The sequence below is a fragment of the Bradyrhizobium sp. 23 genome (assembly GCF_023073295.1).
Taxonomy (GTDB): domain Bacteria; phylum Pseudomonadota; class Alphaproteobacteria; order Rhizobiales; family Xanthobacteraceae; genus Bradyrhizobium; species Bradyrhizobium canariense_D.
Genome location: NZ_JADPJF010000160.1, coordinates 14,314 through 39,183, shown reverse-complemented (window position 1 = coordinate 39,183; position 24,870 = coordinate 14,314). Strand labels below are relative to the sequence as shown.

General features: G+C 59.6%; 19 protein-coding genes and 1 pseudogene. 14 read left to right on the top strand and 6 right to left on the bottom strand.

Features of this window, described 5'->3' with window-relative positions:
* Position 1: 1 nt before the first annotated feature.
* From IVB32_RS42265 to IVB32_RS42250, 4 genes are all read right to left on the bottom strand, one after another.
* Positions 2–322, bottom strand: coding sequence for a Rieske 2Fe-2S domain-containing protein (locus IVB32_RS42265; protein WP_018457738.1), 321 nt, complete (start codon positions 320–322; stop codon positions 2–4).
* A gap of 154 nt (positions 323–476) precedes the next feature.
* The gene (locus tag IVB32_RS42260) at positions 477–1,472 is read right to left on the bottom strand and encodes a sterol desaturase family protein (RefSeq protein WP_247413198.1); all 996 of its coding nucleotides are present in this window, start codon (positions 1,470–1,472) and stop codon (positions 477–479) included.
* 109 nt (positions 1,473–1,581) lie between these two features.
* Positions 1,582–2,412 (bottom strand): 3-methyl-2-oxobutanoate hydroxymethyltransferase, encoded by an 831-nt coding sequence (locus IVB32_RS42255; RefSeq protein WP_247360826.1) that lies wholly within the window; start codon positions 2,410–2,412, stop codon positions 1,582–1,584.
* A 336-nt stretch (positions 2,413–2,748) separates the two neighbouring features.
* Positions 2,749–3,684 (bottom strand): ribokinase, encoded by a 936-nt coding sequence (locus tag IVB32_RS42250; protein ID WP_247360814.1) that lies wholly within the window; start codon positions 3,682–3,684, stop codon positions 2,749–2,751.
* 246 nt (positions 3,685–3,930) lie between these two features.
* On the opposite strand from IVB32_RS42250, the gene IVB32_RS42245 reads away from it, so the two are divergent.
* From IVB32_RS42245 to IVB32_RS42215, 7 genes are all read left to right on the top strand, one after another.
* A complete protein-coding gene (locus IVB32_RS42245) occupies positions 3,931–4,818 on the top strand; it encodes an AraC family transcriptional regulator (protein WP_247413197.1) in 888 nt (295 codons plus the stop codon).
* Positions 4,819–5,238: 420 nt separating this feature from the next.
* Positions 5,239–6,753 carry an amidase gene (locus IVB32_RS42240; protein ID WP_247360286.1) on the top strand — a complete coding sequence of 505 codons (1,515 nt, stop codon included), beginning with the start codon at positions 5,239–5,241 and terminating at the stop codon, positions 6,751–6,753.
* A 36-nt stretch (positions 6,754–6,789) separates the two neighbouring features.
* On the top strand, positions 6,790–7,647 hold the full coding sequence (locus IVB32_RS42235; protein ID WP_026233434.1) for a branched-chain amino acid ABC transporter permease: 858 nt from the start codon (positions 6,790–6,792) through the stop codon (positions 7,645–7,647).
* 4 nt (positions 7,648–7,651) lie between these two features.
* On the top strand, positions 7,652–8,872 hold the full coding sequence (locus IVB32_RS42230) for a substrate-binding protein (protein WP_247337861.1): 1,221 nt from the start codon (positions 7,652–7,654) through the stop codon (positions 8,870–8,872).
* A gap of 78 nt (positions 8,873–8,950) precedes the next feature.
* Positions 8,951–9,988 (top strand): branched-chain amino acid ABC transporter permease, encoded by a 1,038-nt coding sequence (locus IVB32_RS42225; RefSeq protein WP_247396732.1) that lies wholly within the window; start codon positions 8,951–8,953, stop codon positions 9,986–9,988.
* On the top strand, positions 9,975–10,709 hold the full coding sequence (locus IVB32_RS42220) for an ABC transporter ATP-binding protein (RefSeq protein WP_018457729.1): 735 nt from the start codon (positions 9,975–9,977) through the stop codon (positions 10,707–10,709). The genes IVB32_RS42225 and IVB32_RS42220 overlap by 14 nt, the downstream gene beginning before the upstream one ends.
* On the top strand, positions 10,702–11,403 hold the full coding sequence (locus tag IVB32_RS42215; RefSeq protein ID WP_247360284.1) for an ABC transporter ATP-binding protein: 702 nt from the start codon (positions 10,702–10,704) through the stop codon (positions 11,401–11,403). Before IVB32_RS42220 ends, IVB32_RS42215 begins: the two co-directional genes overlap by 8 nt.
* Positions 11,404–11,534: 131 nt before the next feature.
* Here IVB32_RS42215 and IVB32_RS42210 read toward each other — a convergent pair.
* Positions 11,535–11,937, bottom strand: a pseudogene (locus IVB32_RS42210) (IS5/IS1182 family transposase); the annotation flags it as partial.
* Between the two features lie 352 nt (positions 11,938–12,289).
* On the opposite strand from IVB32_RS42210, the gene IVB32_RS42205 reads away from it, so the two are divergent.
* The 5 genes from IVB32_RS42205 to IVB32_RS42185 all read left to right on the top strand — a co-directional run bounded on the left by IVB32_RS42205 (position 12,290) and on the right by IVB32_RS42185 (position 18,822).
* Positions 12,290–13,468: a Tm-1-like ATP-binding domain-containing protein gene (locus IVB32_RS42205; RefSeq protein ID WP_247360283.1), complete on the top strand. Its 1,179-nt coding sequence runs from the start codon at positions 12,290–12,292 to the stop codon at positions 13,466–13,468.
* Positions 13,461–14,285, top strand: coding sequence for a phosphoenolpyruvate hydrolase family protein (locus IVB32_RS42200; RefSeq protein WP_247360297.1), 825 nt, complete (start codon positions 13,461–13,463; stop codon positions 14,283–14,285). Before IVB32_RS42205 ends, IVB32_RS42200 begins: the two co-directional genes overlap by 8 nt.
* Positions 14,286–14,315: 30 nt before the next feature.
* Entirely contained in the window at positions 14,316–16,091 is a 1,776-nt protein-coding gene (locus IVB32_RS42195) for an FAD-dependent oxidoreductase (RefSeq protein ID WP_247360282.1), read from the top strand.
* A gap of 300 nt (positions 16,092–16,391) precedes the next feature.
* Positions 16,392–17,804 (top strand): pyruvate kinase, encoded by a 1,413-nt coding sequence (pyk, locus tag IVB32_RS42190; protein WP_247360280.1) that lies wholly within the window; start codon positions 16,392–16,394, stop codon positions 17,802–17,804.
* A 604-nt stretch (positions 17,805–18,408) separates the two neighbouring features.
* Positions 18,409–18,822: a nuclear transport factor 2 family protein gene (locus IVB32_RS42185; protein WP_247360277.1), complete on the top strand. Its 414-nt coding sequence runs from the start codon at positions 18,409–18,411 to the stop codon at positions 18,820–18,822.
* A gap of 536 nt (positions 18,823–19,358) precedes the next feature.
* On the opposite strand, the gene IVB32_RS42180 is transcribed toward IVB32_RS42185, so the two are convergent.
* Positions 19,359–20,141 carry an enoyl-CoA hydratase-related protein gene (locus IVB32_RS42180; protein WP_247360275.1) on the bottom strand — a complete coding sequence of 261 codons (783 nt, stop codon included), beginning with the start codon at positions 20,139–20,141 and terminating at the stop codon, positions 19,359–19,361.
* Positions 20,142–20,883: 742 nt separating this feature from the next.
* On the opposite strand from IVB32_RS42180, the gene IVB32_RS42175 reads away from it, so the two are divergent.
* Positions 20,884–22,209 carry an MFS transporter gene (locus tag IVB32_RS42175; protein ID WP_247360273.1) on the top strand — a complete coding sequence of 442 codons (1,326 nt, stop codon included), beginning with the start codon at positions 20,884–20,886 and terminating at the stop codon, positions 22,207–22,209.
* A gap of 24 nt (positions 22,210–22,233) precedes the next feature.
* On the top strand, positions 22,234–24,870 hold the full coding sequence (locus IVB32_RS42170) for a CehA/McbA family metallohydrolase (protein ID WP_247360271.1): 2,637 nt from the start codon (positions 22,234–22,236) through the stop codon (positions 24,868–24,870).

The window sequence follows — 24,870 nt, the reverse complement described above, 5'->3', positions numbered from 1 at the left end:
ATTAGAGCTTGATGAAGACGGTGTCGTTCTCGACCTTCACCTCGTAACTGCGCAAGTCGACGCATGCGGGCAAAGCACGCGACTCGCCCGTTCGGTAATCGAAGGTCCCGAAGTGCTTGGGACACTCAATGATTCCGCCGTCAACGATGCCATCCGCTAAATGGACTTTCTCGTGGGAGCAGTGGCCATCGATCGCGAAGTAGTCTCCCTCGGGAGAGCAAACAACTACAAACGTGCAGCTACCATGATCGAAGCGAAGGGTCTCTTCGGGCATCAATGCATTGGTAGCACAGGCGGCAACCCATTCTCCTTGGCTAGTCATTCCCTATCCCTCTGAATCTAAATCGCAACAATTGCACCGATGCCTTGGCAAATCCGCGACCCGCGCAAATGTCCTTGGCGGGCGGACGGGAGGCTCCCGCGCCTGCGCAGTGCTAGTAAGAAGAGAGCCGGACGGACATTCCGCAACATCAGAGCTAACTGCCGCGCGCCCACTTCTTGGCCCTTATGCGTTTGTACATCCTCTCGTCCGCTTCCGGAGAACCGTCGTGAGCTGTGCCGAACCACTCGTCGAGCGGGATGCGACGCTCACCGTAGTTCACTTCGAAATACTTGTGGTGGAGGTAGTGATAGAAGTTGTCTGTGTTGACGGCCTTCGCATCGTCTACGACCACCCGGTCGAAACCGGTGTGAGACTTCGCGGCGGACAACCCTGCGTGCATGAGCTGAAACATTGCATGCACCGGGTGGGAGGGCACGACGAAATGGATCAGCACGCCGGAAAAATAGGCGATGTGTTCAAGGGGAGACATTGACAAGCCCGACCACGGCCCCGGGTTTACGTTCTTGTGGTGTACTTTGTGTACGATGTGGTACAGCGGCCCGATATGAATGAGCCGGTGAATCAGATAGAAGTGCAACTCGCGCCAGACCGGCATCACCAACACGAGGATGGCGCAGTACACCGGGTGCTGTCCGAAATCGACGTACGGCAGATAGCTGTTAGCGTAGAGCCACCAGGTGGCCGCCTCGTATGCGGTCCATACCGGCACCGCGCTACACATGGTCCAAAACACGTTCTCAGCCGTCTGGCTTCCGAACATAAAGGCCGTATTGTCGGTGTCGGGCCACTTTGCATTATACTTGAAGTTGGTTTCCTGGCGCCGTTGGATATAGAGGATGAAGTGAAAGCTGCCATAGACTAGGAGCGTTAGCCCAGCGTTGCGCAGCAGAATGAGCAAAATCCAGTCAGCGCGGAATTCCCGCATCGTATCAAGCGCGGGTGTCAGATAGATCCACGATACAAGCGAGATCACGAAATAGAGGGTATTCCAGGGCAAGAAGTACCCCGGCAACCAACGAATAACTTTCTTCGGTTGCACTGGCCAGACAAAAATCGGCGCGCGTTCGGGCCTCTTGTTCGGTGTCCAATTCCCGCGTTTGTCGCGCGCCCCGTATAAGATGTCATCCATATTTGCTACTCCATCAACGTTTTGAAGAGAGAGGCTCGCCTACGCGGCCAGATCCTCAGGCGCCGAGACATCATCGCGGTTATCGCCCGCACGAGACTCAGATCAAAACTCAAAAGCCCTCTTGCTTCAGCCTTGACATAAACGCGGCGAATTCGTCGTCGTGGATAATCGAGGTTTCCTGCGGCCCCGGAAACGCATTCGCACTGACGTCAGCGCGAAATGCACTGAGGGCTTTCACACGCTCTTCCTTGACACGCTCTTGCAGCGCTTGCAGGTTCCCATAGGTCCGGGCGTGCCGGGGCCGCCGGCCTTCGCCACCACATATGTCCTCGGTGAAGAGAACGATCACGTCGGCATCAGGTCCGGAGCCGAGCGAAACCGTCACCAGTCCGGTTCGCCGACGGATCTCTGCCATGACTCTGGCGGGGATAACCTCGCATTCGACTGCAAAAGCGCCGGCCTCTTCGAGGCGGCGGAAGCGGTGAAAAAGCGTCAAGGCTTCATCGGCATTCTTGCCGAAAGCGCGAAGCTTTCCGACCCAGGTCGATTTCCTTGGAACGAGTCCCAGGTGACCCACGACCGGGATATCTTCGGCTGCGAGCATAGAGACAGTCGCCATGCCGCGTGCCGTGATCACCGCATCGGCGCCGTCCGTCAGCGCCTTCAATGCGGTGCGTAGGATATCGTCCCGGGTTACGGCATCGGCAAAGCCCAGCGCCGCAGTGACGAAAAGCCGTTTCGAACCCTTGCGCACGGCCTCCACGTTACGGGCGCGGGCAACCAGCATCTGGACACCAGCTTCCTCCGCAGCTGCTGCCTCGTCCGCCGTCTCAGCGGTGACTTGAGTGTAGCGCTTGCCCGAGTCTCGGGCCGCGCACAGATCGGCTACGGTCACCGTGCGCTCAGCTTCGCGCGCGGCCCAATCGTAAATCCGCGGCATCTTGCTCACTAGCTCTCAAAGTTTTTGCCAAAGGTCCGGCGCGTCGATTCGGCGCCTGTGAAGGAATTTCGGAGGGTCGCCTTGCCACCTATCAACTGCGTGTCGTCCTGCGGTCGAGTGTTCATGTACAAAGTCGTCAAGCCGCCGGCCATCACTGTGCACATGGTTCGATATGCGGATGCCCTGCAGCGACAGCGAGACCATGCCAAACGGAGTGCGGCGGGTTTCGACACGCTGGCTGACAGCCGATCCTCACCTCGCTATTGCTTCTCTTGACGACGGAGCAGGCCAAGTCGGCATCTGGAAGCATATGGTTCAGGCTCATTCTGATTCCTTTCAAGCCGACGCGAAAATTGTACGATACATTTCTTCGACTGCTCTGCGTGTTGCCATGCCTGGAATGACCCCGAGCTTGGTGCAGACCAGGGCGCCGCAGCAAACCCCGAACCGCGCGGCTTCGATCACATCCCGTCCTTCGGCCAGAGCCACGGCGAAGCCGGAATTAAACGCGTCGCCAGCGCCAGTCGTGTCCACGACTTCGACCTCGGCGGCTGGGATGGCTGTATCGATCGTGTCGGTCACAATGAGCACGCCGCGGTCGCCAAGGGTTACGATCACATTGGCGGCGCCGCGCTTGCGCAGCATCTCCACTAGCTCGCGCGAAGGGCGCGGATCGTCCGGCCGTAGACCGAGCAGAATACGAAGTTCGCTCTCGTTCGGCGTCAGGTAATCGACTAGCGGGAACATCTCATCAGGAAGCGGCGCGGCGGGAGCTGGATTAAGGACAGTTTTCTTGCCATGTTTTCGGCCCAGCTCCATGGCTCGCATTGCTACCTCGACCGGGGGTTCGAGCACCGCCATGACGACGTCGCTCTCCCGGATGCGGCTCTCGGCGCGATCTACATAAGCCGGATCCATAGCGTTGGTTGCGCCATAGTCCATGATGATGAAGTTCTCACCGCGCTCGTTGAGAATGATGAAGCCCACCGCCGTCGGACTTTCAGCGATCTGCTTGACATGCGCTGTACCAACGCCCTCGGCCTTGAACAGATCGGTTGCGATATCGGCGAACTTGTCTTTGCCGATGATGGCCACCAGCGAGGAGTCCGCCCCCAGCCGCGCGGTCGCAACCGCCTGGTTTGAGCCCTTTCCGCCAGGCCCCATATCGAAACTGCTGCCGAGCATTGTGACGCCAAAGACGGGAATGTTCGGAGCCCGAATGGTAAGTCCCACTGCGAAGCTGCCAACGACGGTGATTTTCGGTTTACCCATCGATTCCTCCCTTGAAGGTGCTTAAAGCTCGCGCTTGTGTGGATTGCCTCCACGATATCGGCATAAGGGAAGTGCGGCGCTCAGTGTGACGGCGCTGTTCGCGGGCGCTGAGTATTGACACCAGCTCCTCCCTAAATACTCGCAGCAGCCGCCCAAGGAGACAAAACGTGCATCCAGGATGGCCCATCGGCGAGTTTGCTTATTGGTCGTTGTGAGCGAGCATAGATGTGCAGCTCGTGCGTAGAAATGGACAAAGCACGCTCTGATTTATATAAAACGCGCATGGTAAAAATACCGCAGCGCACATTTTTCCCTGAGAGCCATCAGTATGTCCTTCCTGATGTCGCCTGGACTCGCTGCGCCTTTACGGTGCTGAGGGCTGGTAAAGTCATCACTGCCCCTGACCATCACATCGCGCGAGATAGCTATCCGGGCCAGGACATTCTCTACTGCACAGCGGGTCGTGGCTTCGTATCGAGTGAGGGACGGACATTGAGTGTTGGGCGCAATCAGTTGATGTGGATCGCCAACGAGACACCGCATGCGCACTGGCCCGACGAGAGCGATCCCTGGACCGTTCTATGGGTACGGATCGACGGACCAAACTGTGCAGCCATTCGGCGAAAGGTGTTCGGCGGTGGTGCAACCCTCGCAACAATATTGGCGCCGAACAACATCGACCGGTGGTTCGAAGAGCTGTTTGGTGTCTTGCGCGCTCGAGATGATAACGTCGATATGGCCCTCAATCACCTTGTGGCAGAACTGCTGCACCTCATAGCAGCGCCTTCACCCAAGCACGGTGAGTCTCGTCTTCCAGACCCATTGCGCGCCATCGTCTCAAAGATGCGGCAGGCTCCAGCGCGATCCTGGCATGCCGAGGAACTGGCCTCCGTCACCGGGCTCAGTGCCGCGCAAACGCGGCGGCTATTCCAAAGGTATCTACAGATCAGTCCGCGGCGCTGGCTGATCCGAGAGCGCATTTTGATGGCGCAAAAGTTACTTTTGGAAACTGACGCGGGGCTCGATGCTATCGCCGAACGCTGCGGTTTCTGCGACGTCTATCACTTCAGTCGTGAATTTAAGCGCAGCACTGGCACGGCCCCCCATACTTGGCGGCGCGCCGAAGGGAACTGAATCGAACGTCGCAGCCTTCAACGTTTGGCCATTAAATGTTTGGGGCACATCTCCAAGATGAAGTAGCTGGATGTTTCCCTGCGGAAACTAGCTGCTAATGCAGCGCGTTACTCTGTCAGATCGCTGCCACATTGCAACTCCAAGCTGATGATGCTGGTTTGCTTGAATCGCCGCGCATCTTCGGAACATCCGACGTGACCGCGACAGGAAGTGGCAAGGTGTGCGGGGTCGGCAGGGGCTCCACACCGCCAAACGCATTCAGCACCGGAGTCGTTTTACCCAATATTACCCAGATCACGTTGCGCGCCCACTTCGGGCGAATGCACTTGCTCCGCAGTATGTGGCGAGTAAGTGGCCATCGTAGAATAATCGATGGGCGGCACGTCCAAATGCCGGGATGAAATTTCTTAGGAGAGCCTCATGTCAGTCGCCCTTCCCACGCCAACCCAGCTTCGTAGCATCGCCGAACAGTGTGGTCTCTCACTGACCGATGAGGACGTTGCCTCGTTCCGAGGCCTGATGCAGGGCTCGCTCGAAGCGTACAATCTCGTCGCTGCAATGCCCGACGAATTGCCGGTGGTCAAATATCCACGCACTCCGGGCTATCGGCCGTCACCGGAGGAGAACCCGCGCAACGCCTGGTACCGCAAGTCGACGGTGAAGGGCGCGGCGAGCGGCAAGCTCAAGGGCAAGACGGTGGCCCTGAAGGACAACATCATGCTGGCCGGGGTGCCCATGATGAATGGGTCGGCCACCCTCGAAGGCTACGTACCCGACTTCGACGCCACCATCGTTACGCGCATGCTCGATGCTGGTGCCGAGATTGCCGGCAAGGTTCACTGCGAGGCCTTCTGTCTCTCGGGTGGCAGCCACACCAATGCGACCGGTCCGGTGCATAATCCACACAGGATGGGCTATTCGGCCGGCGGTTCTTCCTCGGGAAGCGGGGTTGTGGTCGCGCTCGGCGAGGTCGACATGGCGATCGGGGGCGACCAGGGGGGCTCGATCCGCATGCCATCCTCGTTTTGCGGCACATACGGTATGAAGCCGACCTGGGGTCTCGTTCCCTACACGGGCATCATGCCGATCGAGGTCTTTATTGATCACACCGGACCGATCACGGCAACAGTGGCCGATAACGCGCTGCTGCTCGAGGTGATCGCCGGTGACGACGGCTACGATTCGCGCATCAAGGCACCAAAGGTTGACGAATACACCAAGGCCTTGGGTGCAGGCATCAAAGGGATGAAGATCGGCATCCTTAAGGAAGGTTTCGAGCAGCCGTCCGCGGAGGCTGCGGTCAATGAAAGCGTACGCGAGGCAGCCAAGCGCTTTAAAGATCTCGGTGCGACTGTTGAGACCGTCTCCATTCCGATGCATCTCCTGGGGGCGGCGATCTGGACCCCGATCGGAACCGAGGGCGCCGTCCAGACCATGATGTTCGGCGACGGCTATGGTCTCAGCCGAGGCGATCTCTACCCGACCTCCCTGATGGATTTCCATCGCGGGTGGCGGCGGCAGGCAGACTCGTTGTCCGAGACGAACAAGCTGTTCCTGTTGCTCGGCACGTACATCAACAACACTTTTGGTTCCAGGTTTTACGGCAAGGCCGTCAATATTTCTCGCCGCCTCGCTGCAACATACGACAAGGCTCTGGAGACCTATGACCTTCTACTCATGCCGACGACGCCGATGAAGGCAACGCCGCTGCCGCCTGCCGGCGCCAGTCGCGAAGACTATTTCACGCGCGCCATCGAGATGTTCACCAATACCGCGCCATTCGACATTACGCATCATCCAGCCATGTCACTGCCCTGCGGAATGGTCGACGGCCTACCAGTGGGCCTGATGCTGGTCGGTCGTTACTTCGAGGAATCCACCGTCTACCGCGCCGCCCATGCTTTCGAACAGATGGGCGACTGGAAGAAGATGTGAGACGGGCTGCGATGGCGTCCGGGTGGATCGCAACATATGACTAACGCATTCATGGCGGCATTCGACATTCTGAGCTTCGGCGCGATCATGGTCCTGATCGTACTGGGCCTCGGAGTCATAGCGAGCATGATGGGCATCTTCAATTTTGCCCAAGGCGAGTTCGTGTTGCTCGGTGCCTATATTACGTATCTCGCCTATAGCCATGGTCTCCCCGTTTGGGTCGGTATGGCGGCCGCACCGATCCTCGTCGGATTGCTGGGTTTTGTACTCGAAGCACTCATTATCCGCCGCTTCTATGCGGCACCGATCGTGGCGATGCTCGGCACCTATGCCCTCGGTCTTATCATCCGAGAAACGGTGCGGGGCCTGATTGGCGGCTTCTATCTGACGGTTCCGGAGCCGATTGGCGGATCTATCGCTATCGCCACGATGCACATCTCGGCCTGGCGCTTCGCGATACTCGTGATCACGGGTTTGGTGATGGGGGCCTGCTATCTGCTCCTGTCGCGCACAAGCTTCGGCCTGCGCGTTCGGGCGACGCTGGAAAATCCAGCGCTGGCGCGCGCCTCTGGCGTTTCGACGACGTTCATCTATGGCGCCACCTTTGCTTTCGGCGCAGCGTTAGCGGGGCTCGCCGGTGCGCTTATCGTGCCGGTTTTCGATCTATTTGCCGATCTCGGAATTCGTTTTCTGATCCAGGGATTTGTTGCCGTCATGGTCGGTGGCGTCGGCTCCTTCATCGGACCGGTGGCAGGGGCTGGCGTAATCGGCGCTCTTACCGCGGCGCTACCTTGGGCAGTGGCACCGGTAGTCGCCGACGTGCTCGTCTTCGTGCTTGCCATCTGTTTCATCAAGTTCCGCCCGCAAGGCCTCATCGCGCAAAGGGGAGTGTAGTCATATGATTGCTGATCGCGTCCAACTCACACGTCGTCGTTTCCTTTCGAACTTCGCTTTCACGGCTGGTGCGATCGCCACAGGAGCCAGCAGTTGGGTGATCCGCCCCGACTGGGCCAATGCGGCCGAAGGCCCCATCAAGGTCGGCATCGCGATCGATCTCACCGGCCCAATCGGCTTTGCCGGAAAGGCGGATGCCAACGTCGCCAGAATGGTGATCAAGGAAATCAACAATTCCGGCGGACTTTTGGGCCGGCCGCTCGAGCTTTATATCGAAGACACCGCCTCTAATGAATCGGTGGCGGTGGGCAATGTGCGCAAGCTGATCCAGCGCGACAAGGTGGACATGGTCCTCGGCGGCCTCGCGAGCTCGATGCGCAACGCGATCAAGGATGTAATCGTATCACGGGGCAAGACGCTCTATATTTATCCACAATTCTATGAAGGTCAGGAATGCACACCATACCTGTTCTGCACCGGCGCCACACCGGCGCAGCAATGCGACACATTTATCCCTTGGCTGATCAAAAACGGCGGCAAGAGGTTTGCCCTTCCAGGTTCTAACTATATCTGGCCGCGCAATCTGAATGCATACGCCCGTAAGTTAATTGAAGCAAACGGCGGCGAGGTCGTGTTCGAGGAGTATTATCCTCTCGACCAGGTCGATTTCTCCGCTACTGTCCACGGGATTATCTCTAACAAGGTCGACACTGTCTTCAACACTGTCATCCCACCCGGTGTCGGCCCCTTATTCAAGCAGCTCTATGAAGCGGGCTATCTCAAGAACGGCGGACGGCTTGCTGCCGTGAATGAGGATGAGAATTATCTTAGCCTTCATCCGGTCAATGAGATGGAAGGGCTTGCGAGTTGCCTCGACTATTACAAAGCAGTCGCCAAAGATGATCCCGTCTCCGCCAGAATTCAGGCGGCCTATGAAAAGGACTATCCTGGAGATTCCCTGTTTGCCGCGAGCAGTGCCGCGCCCAGCACCTATCGCGGTCTGAAACTTTGGGAGGCCGCGGTCAAGGAAGCCGGGAAGGTCGATCGCGAGTCGGTGGCTGCGACGCTCGATCATGCAAAGATCGCGGAAGGTCCGGGCGGACCCGCCGAGATGGTGCCGGGCAAGCGGCACTGTAAGATGAACATGTACACGGCGGTGTGCAAAAGCGGGAAGTTTGAAATCGTGGAACGTAGCAATGGGCTTGTTGATCCCAGGGAATGCTGACGAGTCGCGGCGGAAGCGATGAGCGCGGTAGAGAGGCCATCGGTGCCCACATTAGAAGTGAATTGTGCGACGGCTGAAATGGCGGAAACCGCCTTTGCAGGGCAAGTTGGCCCTGCGCGACGGGTCCTGCTCATCATCGAAGGGCTAGTGCTGATTGGAGCACTAGTCCTCCCGGTGATGCTGCACGACTATCTTACGGTGTTTGCGACTCGCGTCGTGATCCTGGCGATCTTCGCTCTCTCGTTCGATCTGGTGTGGGGGTATGCCGGGATCATGAGTTTCGGGCAGGCCCTCTTCTTCGGCTCGGCAGGCTATGGCGTCGCGCTGCTTGCACGCGATCTCGACATCACCTCAATCCTTTTAGTGCTGCCGGCGGGCACACTAATCGGCCTCGTCTTCGCGCTGCTGCTCGGTGGTTTCCTCCTACTCGGCCGGCATCCAGCCAGCGTGATCTTCGTTTCGCTCGGTACGCTCACCGGCGCCTATGCCGCCGATCGTCTCGCGCGAGGCTGGTACTATCTTGGCGGCCAGAACGGCATTCCCTCGATTCCGCCGATGACGCTCGGCTCCTACGAACTCTCGGAAGGGCCGATCTTTTACTATCTCGCACTGGGGCTTCTCGTCATTGTCTACTTAGCATGCCGCTTCCTGGTGCGCTCGCAGTTCGGTCTCGCGCTCGCTGGCCTCCGCGAGAACGAGCAGCGCATCGCTTTCTTCGGCTATAAGACACAGCATCTGAAGGCCATAGTGTTCGCGATCAGCGGCGCCATCGCAGGCCTGGCCGGCAGCCTCTATGCCTTCCACGAGGGTTTTGTGTGGCCCAACATGATCGGCGTTGTGGTCTCCACGCAGGTCGTGCTCTACGTGCTGTTCGGCGGCTCCGGCACGCTGATAGGCGCGGTGATCGGTACGGCCATCGTCGAAGGCCTCTCTTTCTGGCTGTCGGACAATTACCGCGACATCTGGCCGATCATTCTGGGCCTGCTCCTGCTACTCGTGATCCTTTTCCGGCCGCTCGGGCTTATCAGCATAGTGTTGACGGAGCGCGAGCGCGTGGGTGGCTTCGCCGCGAAAGGGCAAAGCAAGAAGAGGGCGCAGCATCATGCCGCTTCTTGAAGCCGCAGGCATTGGAAAGATCTTTGGCAAGCTTACGGCACTCGATGGCGCGGCTCTCACGGTCGGCGAGAACGAGTTCCACGGTTTGATCGGGCCAAACGGTTCGGGCAAAAGCACGCTGATGAAGTGCATTGCCGGGGCGGAAGTGCCGACGAAAGGCAAGGTCAGCTTCATCAACACTGACATCACCGCATTCACGCCCACCGAGCGCGCTCGGGCTGGCATGAGCCTGAAGTTCCAAATCACATCGGTGCTGCCAACCCTCACCCTCTACGACAATATCTTGCTCGCGCTGCAGGGGCACTGCTCGCTTCTTGATCTTGTGTTCTCGCGCAGCCGCAGACAGTTGCACGACCAGGTCATGATGATGCTCACCCAGTTTCGTCTTGCCGATCGCGCGTTTGATGCCGCAGCAGCGCTTTCTCATGGTCAGCAACAATGGCTGGAGATTGCGATGGCGCTCGCGGGCAAGCCCCGGCTCCTGCTTTTGGACGAGCCCACCGGAGGCATGAGTCTGGAGGAGCGCCGCGTCACCGGCGAACTCTTGCGACCAATCAAAGAGCATTGCTCTCTCGTTATCGTAGAGCACGATCTCGATTTCATCCGCGATATCTGCGACCGCCTCACCGTCCTCGACCAAGGCAAGGTGCTTGCGACAGGAAGCGTCGCGGAGATCCAGGCCAACAAACGTGTCCAGGAGATCTACTTACGCCGTGCTTAAACAACAGTTCCTCGACATAAGGCATCTCGACGCGGGTTATGGCCGCAGCCAGGTGCTGTTTGACATTACCCTCGGCATTCCTAGGCGCGGCGGTGTCGCCGTGCTTGGCCGGAATGGTGCAGGCAAGACCACGCTGATGAAGGCCATCGTCGGCGAGCTACCAAGCTGGAGAGGCGAGGTTTTCTTTGATGGCCACGATTTCAATCGCCTCCGGACCGAGCAGCGTGTGCGCGCCGGTATCGGCTATGTGCCGCAAGAGCACTCGGTGTTCGCACGCCTCTCGGTACGTGATAATCTCGCAGTGGGATCGCTCTCCAACACCGACGCTTCGGCGATTGATCGGGTCCTGACGATCTTTCCCAAGCTCGGCCACCGATTGGATCAGGCAGCCGGCACTCTTTCGGGCGGCGAGCGTAAGATGCTAGCGATCGGACGTGCGCTACTGGGAAGCCCAAAGCTGCTGCTGCTGGATGAGCCGACCGAGGGAGTTTGGATCGGCGTGATCGAGGAGATCACTGAACGCCTGACTGCGCTCACCAAGGAGATCGCGGTGGTCATCGTCGAGCAGCACCTGGATCTCGCTTTGCGCGTGGCGAGCCACGCGTACGTACTCGATCGCGGCCGCATCGCGCTGCACGGCGCGGCAGGCGATGTCCGCGGCAATCCGGAACTTCTGCGGTACCTCGCACCTTAGTTTTTAGCGCCAGTCCGAGATAGTTAACTCACTCGCTAAGTGAGCGTGGCTGAGCAGGCGAGGGTTCGCCATAGCAGTCCGGCGAACAGGCCGCTCAAGCGTTGTCTGAGTCAGCGAGGATGCGGCGGCATGTTGTGGCCAACGGCTGAGAGGATGACATTTGCGGCATCGTCGGCGCTGCACTTGAGGTACGTGGCCGAGGTCACCTTCGGCTTTTGTGTGTCCGATCATGGGCTCGATGGGGAAGCGGCGGCGCAGCTCTCGCCTAATGACACCGAAGACGCCGCGCTTCTCCCGGAAATGGAGACGCGAAGGTGAATTTTGTGCGTCGTGACCGCAGTGCCCCTGCTAGGCCCGCTCAATCGCACAGCCACAGAGTGTCTCGGCGCAGACGATGACGTCCCGCAAACGTGTGACCTTCGCAGGGGGGCGGGCATTGCGCCGGCGTGCAGCACGAATAGGCCACCACGGGCCCGGCGGTTTGTTGCTGAGGACGGAGGTCCTCACGTCCAATTCGTAGGGCGCGGCGGCCTTTGCCGAATGCACTCCGGCTCCGGGGCATGGGTTGCGCTTGCAGGGGCGCCAGGATTGCTTGGTCGAGCCCACAGACACGCTACATCAAGTTCCAGACGGACGCGCTTTTGAGAAAAGCTGAGGGGAGGCCGGCAGTCTTCCTATAAGCCGCCGTTTCAGGGCATCTACCCAATCTTACCCAATCACACTCCTCGCCGAGGTTATAGCCAGCGTCGGCTCGGTTTAGACCACATGCTATTAAGAATGATCCGGGAGGAAGATCGTGTCTCACCATTGCACGGGCGACCAGGGGTCGGTCCGGGATGGTAATCGATCTGGGATTTCGGCCGGCGCCTCAGGCGCGGTTGCAATCGTGGCTACGCTGGACACCAAAGGCCCCGAAGCATCCTTCCTCTCGGACATCATCCAAACATGCGGCCGAAAGACCATCCTGATCGATATCGGGACCTCGAACAATGAGGTGAAGGCCGCCCACGCAACTGACGCGAGCCGCGCGCGCTCAGCCTCGCCCGCCGAGCTCCTGAAAGAGATTGCCGCAACTACCCGCATAAAGGTGGCTGGCCTGCTCGCCTCGGGCGCAATCAGCGCGATTGTGGCCATTGCAGGAGGCAAGGGAAGCGCTGTTTTCGGCGAGGTCGTGTCTGATTTGCCTTACGGCTTCCCCAAGCTGCTGGTGACCAGTGCAAGACCAGCGCTCCTGGCCGAACTCGCGATCCACAACGACATCATGCTCTATCCGACCTTGGTCGATTTCTTCGGCATTAACGCGTTCACGGCAAGGGTGCTGGAGAATGCAGGCCGAGCCATTGCGGCCATGCGCTATGTGCCGGCCAAGCATGGGTGCGAAAGAAAGATTGTTGCGATCACGGCCTTCGGTGTGACGACGCCCGCGGCAACTCAATGCGTGGCACGTCTTGCAGAGGCCGGCACAGACGCGATCGTTTTTCCTGCCAACGGTGCTGGCGGTCGCAAAATGGAGCAGCTGATTGCTGCCGGCGAATTCGATGCCGTGCTCGATCTGACCACAACGGAATTGGCCGATGAACTCATGGGAGGCACGGCCAGCGCCGGGCCCGATCGGCTCAAGGCGGCCTCGCGCCGCTCAATCCCACAAGTCATCGCGCCCGGCGCGATCGACATGGTCAATTTTGGTCCACCGGCCAGCGTTCCCGATCAATTTCGCGGCCGCCAATTCTATTCACATACACCGTACACGACACTGATGCGAACCACGCCTGCGGAGAGCGCAAAGATCGGCCGGGTTACGGCCGAGCGGCTCTCGCAAGCACGCGGGCCGGCAGCCGTGCTTTGGCCAGCCAAAGGCGTGTCAGATTACGACCGAGAGGGTGGCGTCTTTCGCGATGCCGATGCCGATGGGGCATGGCTCCAGGCAGTTAAGGACAATCTCCGGCCAGAGATCGTTGTCTGCGAGCTGGACTGTCACATCAACGACCCCGAATTTGCCGAGGCCGCCGTGACGTGGCTCCTCAAACAATTAGGTCAAGGAGGCACGTCCCGTGCAGATGTTTGAGCGAACCGAAATTCTCTCGAGGATTGCAGGTCAGGTCGCGGAGCGAAAAGCGGTCCTTGCCGCGGCGAGCAGCTGCGGCCTCGTCGCAAAATGCGCGGCACTCGGAGGGGCGGATATGCTGGTGGTCTACTCTACTGGGCTCTCGCGGCTCATGGGGCTCCCCACCAGTCGTATTGGTGACTCCAACGCGCGTACGCTGGAGCTTGCGGTAGAAATCCGCAACGTCGTGTCTTCCGTACCCGTCATAGGCGGCGTCGAGGCCTGGGATCCCCTGCGGCTCGATCTCGACAGTCTTCTCAACAGTTTCCTAGCCGCGGGATTCTCCGGTGTCATCAACTATCCGACCATCTCCACGATGGGAGAGAAATGGCGTGACCGCCGCGGCCGCGTTGGACTTGGCTTCGAGCGCGAGCTCGAGATGATTGCGACCGCCCGCAAGAAGAACATCTTCTCGCTTGCCTACGTTGCGAGCCCCGAAGATGCCAAAGCCATGGCAAGCAGCGGAGCCGACTGCATCGTCCCACATGTCGGCGCGACGCGCGGCGGGCTCGTGGGCCATGAGGAGGGCCAGTCCATCCAGGAGGCGATCCGGCGCATCAACGAGATCAACGCGGCCGCGCAAGCGGTCCGCTCGGACGTCATCCTGCTCTGTCATGGTGGGGCGGTCGCGGAGCCCCAGCACACGTTCGAGGTCTATCGGTCGACCGAGTGTGTCGGCTTTGTCGGGGCCTCCTCAATCGAACGAATACCGATTGAACGCTCGGTCAAAGCGGCGGCAGAGGAGTTCAAAGCCGTTCCCCTTCCGCGACATCACTGACGTTCAAAGAAACACCGCAGCGAGGCGGAGATGGACAAGCCGATCAACCAATCAGGCGAACAAAGGACAGCGGCATTGCCACCAATAGGTGCTACTCAAACGTTCGAAACAGAGGTGCTCGTAGTCGGTAGCGGGGCAGCCGGCCTTTCGGCGGCACTCTACGCCGCAAAGAATGGACTTCGCGTGACGGTTTGCGAAAAGTCTTCGCGTCTCGGCGGGACCACGTCGCTGTCGAATGGCATGATCTGGGTTCCCTGTTCGCTTCAGGCGCGCTCCGCCAAAATCGATGACTCGCTTCCGAAAGCCAGGACATACCTCGAGCATGAGCTTGGCAATTACTATCGGCAAGACTTCATCGAAGCCTATCTTGAGGACGGGCCGACTGCGCTTGCCGCTCTCGAGACCGGGACAGAGGTCAAGTTCACGCTGGCCTCCGCGCCCGATTATCACTCAAGCCAGGTCGGCGGAGTCGACAAAGGCCGGGCACTCAGCCCTGCACCCTACGATGCGCGGCTGCTCGGCCCCGACTTCGATCTGATCGGCGACCCCATTCGCGTTGTGCTCGGGGGGATGATGATTTCTTCCAGCGAAGTCCGAAGCTTCCTGAATCCGTTCCAATCGTTTGCTTCCCTCAAGCATGTCTTGCGTCGCGTGACTCGCTACGCGCGGGATCGCTTGAGCTACAGGCGCGGCACCGAGTTCAGCGGAGGCAATGCCCTGATTGCGCGCCTGCTCGTGAGTTTGCGGAAGTTAGGCGTAGAAATATGGCCGGCGTCTCCTCTCGTTGAGCTCGTCATGGAAGACGGGCGCGTCACAGGGGCAATCGTCAAACGCGGCAATTCTGAGATCCGCGTGCGCGCATCCCACGCTGTCATTCTCGCGACCGGCGGCTTCGCCCGCAACGCGCAGCTGAGAGCCGAGCTGAGCGGCCCACACCAGCATGACGACACGCTGGCTCATGCCGATGTTACAGGCGATGGCATTAACCTTGCCTCAAAGCTCGGAGCTGCAATCGACAAGGACGTCGCTTCTGCAGGGTTCTGGACTCCAGTCTCGATGCTCAGGAGTGGGACAGGCTCCCAAATCGTCCCCTACGGATGGCTCGACCGCGGACGACCCGGCGTCATTGCGGTTGCCCCGAATGGGCAACGTTTCGTCAACGAATCCAATTCATACCACGATATCTGCCTCGCGATGTTTGGAAACGGATATCCCGCAGACAAGCGGTTCTACTTCGTTTGCGATCACGAGTTCGTTCGGCTGAGGGGCATGGGACATCTGCTGCCTTGGCCATGGACGTTGAGTATCCGGAAGTACGCGCGGCTCGGCTACGTCACACTGGGCCGAACGATACCGGAGCTAGCCATGCAAATTGGGTTGAATCCCGGCGAGCTCCAAAGGACGGTCGAGGAGCATAATGCGCACGCCGCCACTGGCGTCGATCCGCTCTTCAAACGCGGTGAATCGGCGTTCAACCGCACGCTTGGCGATCCCTCGGTAGGAACGAAAAATCCAAATCTTGGGCCCATCCAGAGTGGCCCCTTCATCGCGCTGCCGATCGTTCCGGCAACGCTCGGCACAGCCGCCGGCTTGGCGACCGATAGCTACGGCAAGGTTCTGGACGCAGAACGCAAGCCAATCCCGGGTCTTTATGCCTGCGGCAATGATATGACCTCACCAATGCGTGGAATTTATCCGGGAGCAGGCATCACCATCGGCCCCGGCATAGTCTTCGCTTACCGGGCAGTTTCGAACATTCTGGCATCCGCTCATCGCGTGCAGAAGGCGCCTGCATCCGCAACGTGAAATCGCGACTCACGGCATCTGTATCGCGACACGAGGTCAATTCGGTCATCTTGATGCCGTCGATTTTGCTGCTTTGGGAAGCAAGGACCATGTCTTCATTCTGGCGGCGTTCTCCTGTTCGAATCTCTGCTGGATGCCTCCCGGACCGCGTTGAGCCGGGGTGATCAATTTCGCCTTCGGCGCAGGTGCATTGCGGCGGCGGGATGCGAGCCCATCACGCGAGAGTCTGAACGCCATCATCGAAGACCGACCTTCGCATTTTATTCACACGCGTTTCATCCTCTTACGTCTGGAATCGACATGCGTCGTTCGCGCCTCGCCAAAATCGTTGCGACCGTTGGTCCGGCGACAGCTGCACCAGAACGATTGCGTGCTCTCTATCTCTCAGGCGCAGATACGTTCCGACTCAATTTCAGTCACGGGAGCCTGGACGATCACGCACGGGTCTATGACTCGATCCGCAATCTCGAACGGGACTTCGGCACGCCAATAGGCGTCCTGCAGGATCTGCAAGGACCGAAGATCCGCATCGGCGCCGTCGAAGGCGGCAAGCTCGATCTACGCGCCGGCGAGAAGGTTCGATTTGTGCTCGACGGAGCTACGGGCGGAACGCAATCGATCCCACTACCTCATCCGGAAATATTCGCGGCCGCACGTCCGGGCCAGACTCTTCTCGTCGACGACGGCCGAGTGCGCCTGCGCGTTGAGAGTCCGGGCGATGGGCAGATCATCGCGACAGTTCTCGTCGGTGGAGCGATCCGCGATCGCAAAGGGGTAAACCTGCCAGGTTCGCTGCTTGCTATATCTCCTCTGACGAAGAAGGACCGCGGCGACCTCGCCTTCGGCCTCGCACTCGGGGTCGACTGGGTCGCCCTGTCGTTCGTCCAGAAGCCTTCCGACCTCCTAGAGGCGCGCGGGCTGATCGGCGAGCGTGCCGGTCTGATAGCGAAGATCGAGACGCCTATGGCGCTCGATCGTATCGACGATATCATTCTCCTGTCAGACGGCATTATGGTCGCACGCGGTGATCTCGGTGTCGAAATCCCGCCCGAGGAGGTGCCGGGCCGACAGAAGGAACTCATCCGCGCCTGTCGGCTGACCGGAAAGCCCGTGATCGTCGCAACACAGATGTTGGAGTCGATGGTGGCTGCACCGACAGCGACGCGCGCGGAAGCCTCAGACGTCGCTACCGCCATCTACGATGGAGCTGACGCGGTCATGCTGTCGGCTGAGTCGGCAAGCGGCGCCTATCCAATCGAGGCAGTTGTCATGATGGACAAAGTAATCAGAAGTACTGAACGGCATCATCTCTATCGGTCGCTGGTCCAAGCCTCGCAAGCCGACGAAGAGATGTCCCCACCGCATGCAGTCGCCGCCGCTGGTGCAGACCTTGCGGTGACCCTCAATGCGAAGGCGATCATCGGTTTCACTGCAAGCGGCACGACGGCGGCGCGCATCGCGCGCAAGCGGCCCCCGGTGCCGGTTCTTGCTCTCACTCCAGATGAGAAAGTCGCGCGGCGCATGTGCCTGCTGTGGGGGGTGCACAGCATCGTTTCAGACGATCCCGCCACCGACGAGGAGATGACGCAGATAGCCGCAGCGGTGGCGCGCAACGAAGGTTATCTTGAAGCAGGTGATTTGGTGATCGTCGTATCCGGCGTGCCGTTTGGGCAAATAGGTGCAACCAACAACGTCCGTATTGTCACCTGCTAAAATGGTTCAGGACAATTTCGCTACATCTGCCCTAAGAACGAAGCACTACGGGCCGAACAATGATCGCCGACAACGCTCTGATTCTTCATCGGTGAGACCAGGAGCTGACCTTGCTTGGGCTCGACTACAGCATTCGGCTCGTTGATTTGCTCCCGGTTATCGAAGAAACGCTTTCGGTCAAAATGGCGCAGTGATGCGGCGGGCCGGATGCAATGCTCTGGCAGTTTTTTTGAGCTCCTCGGAGGTTCGAACAGTACAACGACATTCCACGATGCCGACGAGGTGATGGAAGCTCGGCGGAATACGTTCTTAGGCGGCGGTCGGCAAGCAGGCGTCCGACATGACGATCGGTCAAATGTCGGTACCGTTCGTCCCGCAGCCGTCGTGTGACATTCAAAGTCATGGAGCGCCTTACTGTTCGTCGACAACTGCGATGCCATCTTGGATTTACTGGCTCCGCCAAATCGGACCCTGTCCTCAGCATCGGATAACGAAACGTCAGTCGGCGGCGTGATTGCGAGTAGCCGGTCTTACGGGTGATACACCGCGTACCGGAAACGTGCAGTCCAGCTTATCAGAGTCTTAGCCCGAAACGAGATTTGTAGTGAACAACAACTCCTTGGTGCCGGCCGTCAGCGACTTCCTGGAGCTCTGGGAGCAAACCTTCAATGTGCACGCGCCGGAACGTCTGGTTGTGCTATACGCGGATGATGCGCTGTTTCAGGGTACATCGAGTGATAAGCTCTACATTGGCGCTAAAGAGATAGGCACTTACTTTCATGGCATCGCCACCGTGAAAATGGACGTATGGCATTCCGTCACTTTGGCGCACAACCTTATTTTGGTGGTGGGCAATTATGTCTTTTCACAGTTGCGGAATGATCATCAGGTGTCGACACCGGCTCGCTTCACCTTCGTATTACGTCGCGAGGACGGCGCATGGAAGATCGTACACCATCACTCATCTGCCATTCCCGATGACGGCCGAACCAAGGTTTGCGGTATCGGAGTTTTGTAGCTGAAATGGCACACTCAGGCTGCCTCTCGCCAGCCTGCCCATCGTCCGGCTGGATCGCCCAGATTGCCGTCTCGCGTTCGGTACTTTCGCGAGCTTCCTGCATTGTAGGCGGTTCTGGTTTCAGAATTGGCCTTAATAGAGGCTTTTCCGCTCTTCTCGTCGCTATGCTGGTCAGACAGTCATCCCCAGCGGTACGCGTCTGCCCGCCGCTAACTTGATTAGCTCTGGGGGACTGGGAAGCCGCAGTCGAGGAAGCTAGCTGCGGCCTCGATCGGGCCAACATCCAGCAAGGCACGGGCAGGTCGGCCGAGATGGTTGCCCGGCGGATGCCACTGCAAGATGAACATCTGTAATAGTATGGCCAAGGCCGGCGAGTACGAGATCGTAGCGCGCAGCGCCGGCCTGGCCGACTGGAACGAGTGCCGAAACCGAAGCATCCCCAGCGACGACCCAACATGTACGGACCAGCAGCAGCGATGGCCGGCGATCGCGATGGCATTTGCGGTCTCTTGCTCGCTGCCCCTTCGCTTGATGCTTTAGCGCCCACGATAGTTAGGCGATCTCTTCTCGAAGAAGGCGTCCATCCCTTCCTGCTGGTCAGCCGTGCTAAACGCATAGCGAATTGCCTGACGCTCGAATTCGAGACCGGCGTCCAGCGTGGTCTGAAACGCCGCGAGAACGGCTGCCTTGGCAAGTTCAACCGAACGAGGCGGCTTTTGCGCGATGACCTCGGCAACTTCGACGGCACGCGCCTGTGCCCGGCCGCTTTCAACAACTTCGGCGACAAGGCCGGCCTGCATCGCTGTGCGGGCCGAAACGGAATGGCCGCTTAGGATCATCAGCATGGCCAGAGATTTGCCAGCCACGCGCGGCAGACGTTGCGTTGCGCCGTCACCGGGCATTATCCCGATGTTGATCTCAGGCTGTGCAAACATCGCCCCTTCGCCTGCAATCACGATGTCGGCGAGCAGCGCCAATTCATGACCGCCGCCGAAGCAGATCCCCTCAACCGCAGCAATAAGTGGTTTGCGGAAATTCGCGATGTCCCGCCAAGCAGAACGTCGCACGGTATTGTCGATTGCCTCAAACCCCCGCTCTCGCATCTCCTTGATGTCGGCTCCGGCAGAGAAGAACGCATCATTCCCGCAAAGGACCACGCAGCGGACATCCTCATCGACCGCGGCACGGCGCAACATCGCGCCAAGCTCCACGATCAGGTCGTTGCTCAAGGCGTTTCGTTTCGCTGTCCTGTTCAACGTCAGGAGGCGCACCTTGGGCCTGGGGAATGTTGAGAGGATAAAATCGGGCTTCTCGGTCATTGATAGTGCCTCCAGAAAACAACGAGAAGATCAGCCCTATACTGCAATCGATTTCTGCGCAAACTTCCGCTGCAGAAGCACTATTTGTCGAGCTTGGTGCTCCGGTGTCGTGCTCGGCTGCGGCGGGGACGACCGGCCCCCGGCGATAGCGAACTGAAAACTCCTATTAATAACGCTTGACTCTGTCTCACCATCGAATTATTTCACTGAAATCGATTTCAGCAACAGCGTGGTTCAACACGCCTTTTGTGGAAGCTGGCGTCTGGTTCGCGAGATTGGCGGCAGTTCGGAATTCACTCGACCAAGCAACGGCCTTGTAACGCCGCGCCGTCCAATAACAATAAAAGCTTCTTCGAGAAGTGCGATTTGGCAACAGGAGGAAATGAAGCCATGCGAACGGGGCGCGGGCCAGCGCGCGGTTTATGCGCAGACGGTTCTAGGAGGTCTGCTCTTGAGCAGCCGCGTAAATCTGAGCCGCCACTCGGCAGCGCGTTGTGTGACCAAGGTGGTACAAGAGCCGGCCGTGCGGCCGCAGCGACTTAAAGAACCGTGACGACAGGCGAGCTCGCCGGCAGCATGCCTGGCATTCCTTTCCCTCTGCGTCCTTCGCGTTGCGAGCCGAACTGTTCAACGTCGCCCGTATCTTCGACCCCGCACTCGGCGCCGCGGAGCGAACGGGCGGCTGCTCGTTCTCGGTCGGCCCGCAGCATCATTAACGCCATCAACAGAGCTCGAAGAGACCATGAACATTATCGCCCAACCCACGGCCGTGCCCGTTCAGCTTGACAATCAAGTTGCCACCAAACGAATGACCGCTGGGCTCGGAGGAGGCGTAGCGCTAGAGTGGTACGACTGGAATGTCTACGGCATCATGGCGGCGTTCCTCTCGCCTCACTTCTTCCCCTCCGATGATCCTACGACCTCGCTGCTCGCGGGACTGGCCGTATACGGGGCGGGCTTCTGCGCGCGGCCTCTGGGCGCGGTTTTACTTGGGCCTATCGCAGATCGCATCAGCCACAAGCGAGTCATGATGATCTCGGTGACAGCGATGGCAGTTTGCTCGCTGCTGATCTCCGTATTGCCGACCTACAACAATATCGGCGTTGCGGCGGCCGTCGCGCTGCTTGTCTTGCGGCTGATTCAGGGGCTTGCCACCGGGGCTGAGGCCGGTGTCGCCAACGCCATCGCTATTGAATTGGCGCCCGCGGGGAAGGAAGGGCGTTTTCTCGGTCTGATTGGTGGTACGTTCATTCAGCTGGGTAACCTCGGATCGAGCCTGGTCGCCTTCCTGGTGAGTGCCTCGGTTGCCCCCGAAGCGATGCGTGAGTGGGCCTGGCGCGTACCGTTTACCGTCGGTGGCGTGCTCGGCCTTCTGATCATCTATCTGCGCTCGACCGTGCCGGAAACTTTGATCCATCGGGCTATGCACCGTCAGGACGAGTCCTCACGCATTCAGGAAACCACGAGCGGCGTGTGGAAGACGCTCTGGAGCGTGCGGCTATCGCTGCTCGCCGTGATCCTGGTGATCGGCTCGGTGCAGATCGCCAACTATGCGTGGAACACGGGGCTGCCCAACATGGCAAACACGGTGTTCAAGGAGAACAGCACGTATGTGTACGGAATCATGACGCTGATGATTTTGATCTGGACGATTGCTGCACCATTCGTAGGCGCCTTCGCGGACAAGGTTCGGCCCTCGCGCGCATTCACGCTGCTGCGCTTACTTCTCATCCCGTGCTTTTTCCTGACTTTGCTTTATACGGAGAAGAACATCACAACGTTCTTCCTTGTCACGGTGTTCGGCGGCGCCATCGTCGGCTTCAACATGGCCCTCTATAACTTCATCGCTACCACCTTGATGCCGCGCGCCGTGCGGACCACGGGAGTAGCTCTCGGTTATGCGCTCGGCGTCTCGCTCTTTGGCGGAACGTCACCGTATTTGCTGGTGTGGCTGCAGCGCGAGCACATGGCCTGGATGTTTCCAATCTATGGTTCGGTGATAGCGCTCTTGAGCGTCGTAGTTTATCACTTCGCCAAAAGGCGCGGTCGCGTCTACATCGGTGACTGACGGCCCTGAACGGGGAGCCATTCAATGAAAACGCCTTCATCGCCGCACTTTAAGCCCGTAGACCTGAAGCAATACTTCAATGCGAGGCGCCGGGAGCTCGATGAGGGGTTCGGCAGCCGCCCAGGCGATACCGGATGGATCGATTCCTTGCGAGGGTCGCAGACGTATCGCGGCATGCCGTTTCTGTTCGGCAACGAGGCCGGGCCGGATGTGCTGGCTTTGCGGCCCGGGGCCTCTCCCGTGGTGATCGAGCTGTCGCCCACATTGGCAAGTTACGTGCTCTTTGTGCAGGTGGCCGCGGACCGTCCACCTGCGAGCCTCTCGGAATTCGGGGAGATCGGGCCGGCTACGCTACCTGTGGAAGGCAATCCTCTGGGCGACCGGGTGTCGACATACGGGCTCCGATACGCCGACGGCAGCGAAGCCGACGTGCCAGTGGTGCGGCGGTTCGCCATCCAACAGAACCACATCTCCTGGAGTGCGAGTGCGTTCGCCGCACTGCCCCTACGGGGGCCCATCGTGCACGCAAGCACCGGCGAAGATTTTGCTCTCGGCGGGGCGCCGAGCAAGAGTTTCTTCCTCGGCGAAGCCCGTACCGAATCGGGGCGCATGGACCGACAAGGGGAGAACCTGTGGCTCTATGCGCTCCCAAATCCGAATCCGGAGAAGGAGTTTACCGCACTAAGCCTGCGGGCCGAGCAGGAGGTCTCGCTAGTATTTGCGGTAACCACAACAAGGCTCACGGAGAATCCGCTGCGCCTCCAGGGCCGACGCAAGCTGAAGCTGCAGCTACCGCCCGGGGTACATCTGAACAAGCTTGGCGAGCTCGACGTCGACCATCGCGGCGAGCAGATCGGCATCGACCTGGGGACCGTCATCTCCGCCCGGGCGGTGCTGAGGTACTCGAGAGCGGACTGGCTCGCTGCTAAGCCTGACGTACAGCCGGTGCGCTCGCACGACGAGGTCATCGTCGAGTACTCAGCGCACGCCGACGCAAAGCTCTACCTGCGCTCGGAGGACGGCCGCTTGCACGTTCGGGACCTCCGCTCCCTGGTGGCCTCCGAGATTCCAGCAGAGATGTCACTGCAGGCGGTCGCTATCGAGCCCGCAACGAGACCCGTGAAGATCCGCATTGTAGAGAAGGGCAGTGGTGTGCGCGTCGCCGCACGCCTGCATATCCATGGGCCCCAGGGGGAGTATCTGCCGCCCAAGGGACACCACCGCAAGGTTAACACCGGCAGATTCGAGGATTTCTCGGGCGAATTTGCCAATGGGCTGAACCAGTACGCCTATGTGGATGGAAGCTGTGATGCAGACCTGCCGATCGGGTCGGTCTTCGTGGAGATCAGCAGGGGCTTTGAGGTGGTTCCACTGCGCTGTATCGTCGAGGTCACCGCGAGCACGGAACACCTGACCTTCGAGCTCGATCGGGTGCTGCGCTGGCGCGAACAGGGCTGGGTCAGCTCCGACACGCACGTCCATTTCCTGAGCCCACAGACCGCCCTGCTGGAGGGCAAGGCGGAAGGCGTCAACGTCGTCAACCTGCTCGCAGCGCAATGGGGCGAGTTATTCACCAACGTCGCCGATTTCGACGGACGCACCACGATCGGAGCGAAGGACTTCGGTGGGGACGGAGAGTTCCTCGTGCGTGTCGGCACAGAGAACCGGATGCAGGTTCTGGGCCATATATCGCTGCTCGGCTATGAAGGCGAGATCATCAATCCCCTCTCGTGCGCCGGATCGAACGAAGCGGCGATTGGCGATCCACTGGAAGCCACCATGGCTGACTGGGCGGAGCGCTGCCGCCAGCAAGGTGGACTGGTTGTGATGCCCCACGCGCCCAACCCGCAGGCCGAACGGGCCGCCGATATCGTGCTGGGCCTCGTTGACGCTATCGAAATGATGTCGTTCAACCCGCGGACGGCGCAGATCAGCGCATTTGGCCTCGCCGACTGGTACCGTTACCTCAACATCGGCTACCATTTGCCGCTGGTAGCCGGCTCCGACAAGATGGATGCCGCCGCGCTCCTTGGAGGCTCGCGGTCTTATGTGCAGCTAGGCGCGCGCGAGTTCACGTATCGCAACTGGATGGATGCCGTTCGTAGCGGCGACACGTTCATCACGGTCGGCCCGCTCGTGGACATGACAGTTGAAGGACGGCGCCCCGGGAGCAAGATCGCGCTTCCCTCGTCAGGCGGCACCGTCAGCGTCGATTGGAGGATCGAATCGGTCAGCGTCCAACCAACAAGGTTGGAGTTGATCCGCAACGGCATCGTTGTCGATGAAGTTCGATGCGCCGACTTGGCGTGCAGCGGTCACATCTCATTGCGCGTCACCGAGTCCTGTTGGATCGCGATACGTGTTCGGGGCAGCGTAGCGGGCCGCGAGGCAGACATCGCGGCCCACACCAGTGCGGCGTATGTCAACGTGGGCGACAAACCCATTTTTGCAACTGCGGACGCAGTGTCGGTCCTTGCACAAATTGAGGGATCGATCGCCTACATGGATACCCTTGCTCCCAAGAGCGACGAAGCGCGGCACTCGCGGCTGCGAGTTGCCCTGGAGCTTGCACATCATCGCCTGCATCACAAGCTACACGAGCTCGGCGCCAGCCATCACCATGCGCCCATTCATTCCGTTCACGTTGAACGCGAGCATTGA

Bases quoted from the DNA above. Each gene is read 5' to 3' on its own strand.
- IVB32_RS42265 (WP_018457738.1), bottom strand. From the start codon at position 322: ATGACTAGCCAAGGAGAATGGGTTGCCGCCTGTGCTACCAATGCATTG.
- IVB32_RS42260 (WP_247413198.1), bottom strand. From the start codon at position 1,472: ATGGATGACATCTTATACGGGGCGCGCGACAAACGCGGGAATTGGACA.
- IVB32_RS42255 (WP_247360826.1), bottom strand. From the start codon at position 2,412: ATGCCGCGGATTTACGATTGGGCCGCGCGCGAAGCTGAGCGCACGGTG.
- IVB32_RS42250 (WP_247360814.1), bottom strand. From the start codon at position 3,684: ATGGGTAAACCGAAAATCACCGTCGTTGGCAGCTTCGCAGTGGGACTT.
- IVB32_RS42245 (WP_247413197.1), top strand. From the start codon at position 3,931: ATGGACAAAGCACGCTCTGATTTATATAAAACGCGCATGGTAAAAATA.
- IVB32_RS42240 (WP_247360286.1), top strand. From the start codon at position 5,239: ATGTCAGTCGCCCTTCCCACGCCAACCCAGCTTCGTAGCATCGCCGAA.
- IVB32_RS42235 (WP_026233434.1), top strand. From the start codon at position 6,790: ATGACTAACGCATTCATGGCGGCATTCGACATTCTGAGCTTCGGCGCG.
- IVB32_RS42230 (WP_247337861.1), top strand. From the start codon at position 7,652: ATGATTGCTGATCGCGTCCAACTCACACGTCGTCGTTTCCTTTCGAAC.
- IVB32_RS42225 (WP_247396732.1), top strand. From the start codon at position 8,951: ATGGCGGAAACCGCCTTTGCAGGGCAAGTTGGCCCTGCGCGACGGGTC.
- IVB32_RS42220 (WP_018457729.1), top strand. From the start codon at position 9,975: ATGCCGCTTCTTGAAGCCGCAGGCATTGGAAAGATCTTTGGCAAGCTT.
- IVB32_RS42200 (WP_247360297.1), top strand. From the start codon at position 13,461: ATGTTTGAGCGAACCGAAATTCTCTCGAGGATTGCAGGTCAGGTCGCG.
- IVB32_RS42195 (WP_247360282.1), top strand. From the start codon at position 14,316: ATGGACAAGCCGATCAACCAATCAGGCGAACAAAGGACAGCGGCATTG.
- pyk (WP_247360280.1), top strand. From the start codon at position 16,392: ATGCGTCGTTCGCGCCTCGCCAAAATCGTTGCGACCGTTGGTCCGGCG.
- IVB32_RS42180 (WP_247360275.1), bottom strand. From the start codon at position 20,141: ATGACCGAGAAGCCCGATTTTATCCTCTCAACATTCCCCAGGCCCAAG.
- IVB32_RS42175 (WP_247360273.1), top strand. From the start codon at position 20,884: ATGAACATTATCGCCCAACCCACGGCCGTGCCCGTTCAGCTTGACAAT.
- IVB32_RS42170 (WP_247360271.1), top strand. From the start codon at position 22,234: ATGAAAACGCCTTCATCGCCGCACTTTAAGCCCGTAGACCTGAAGCAA.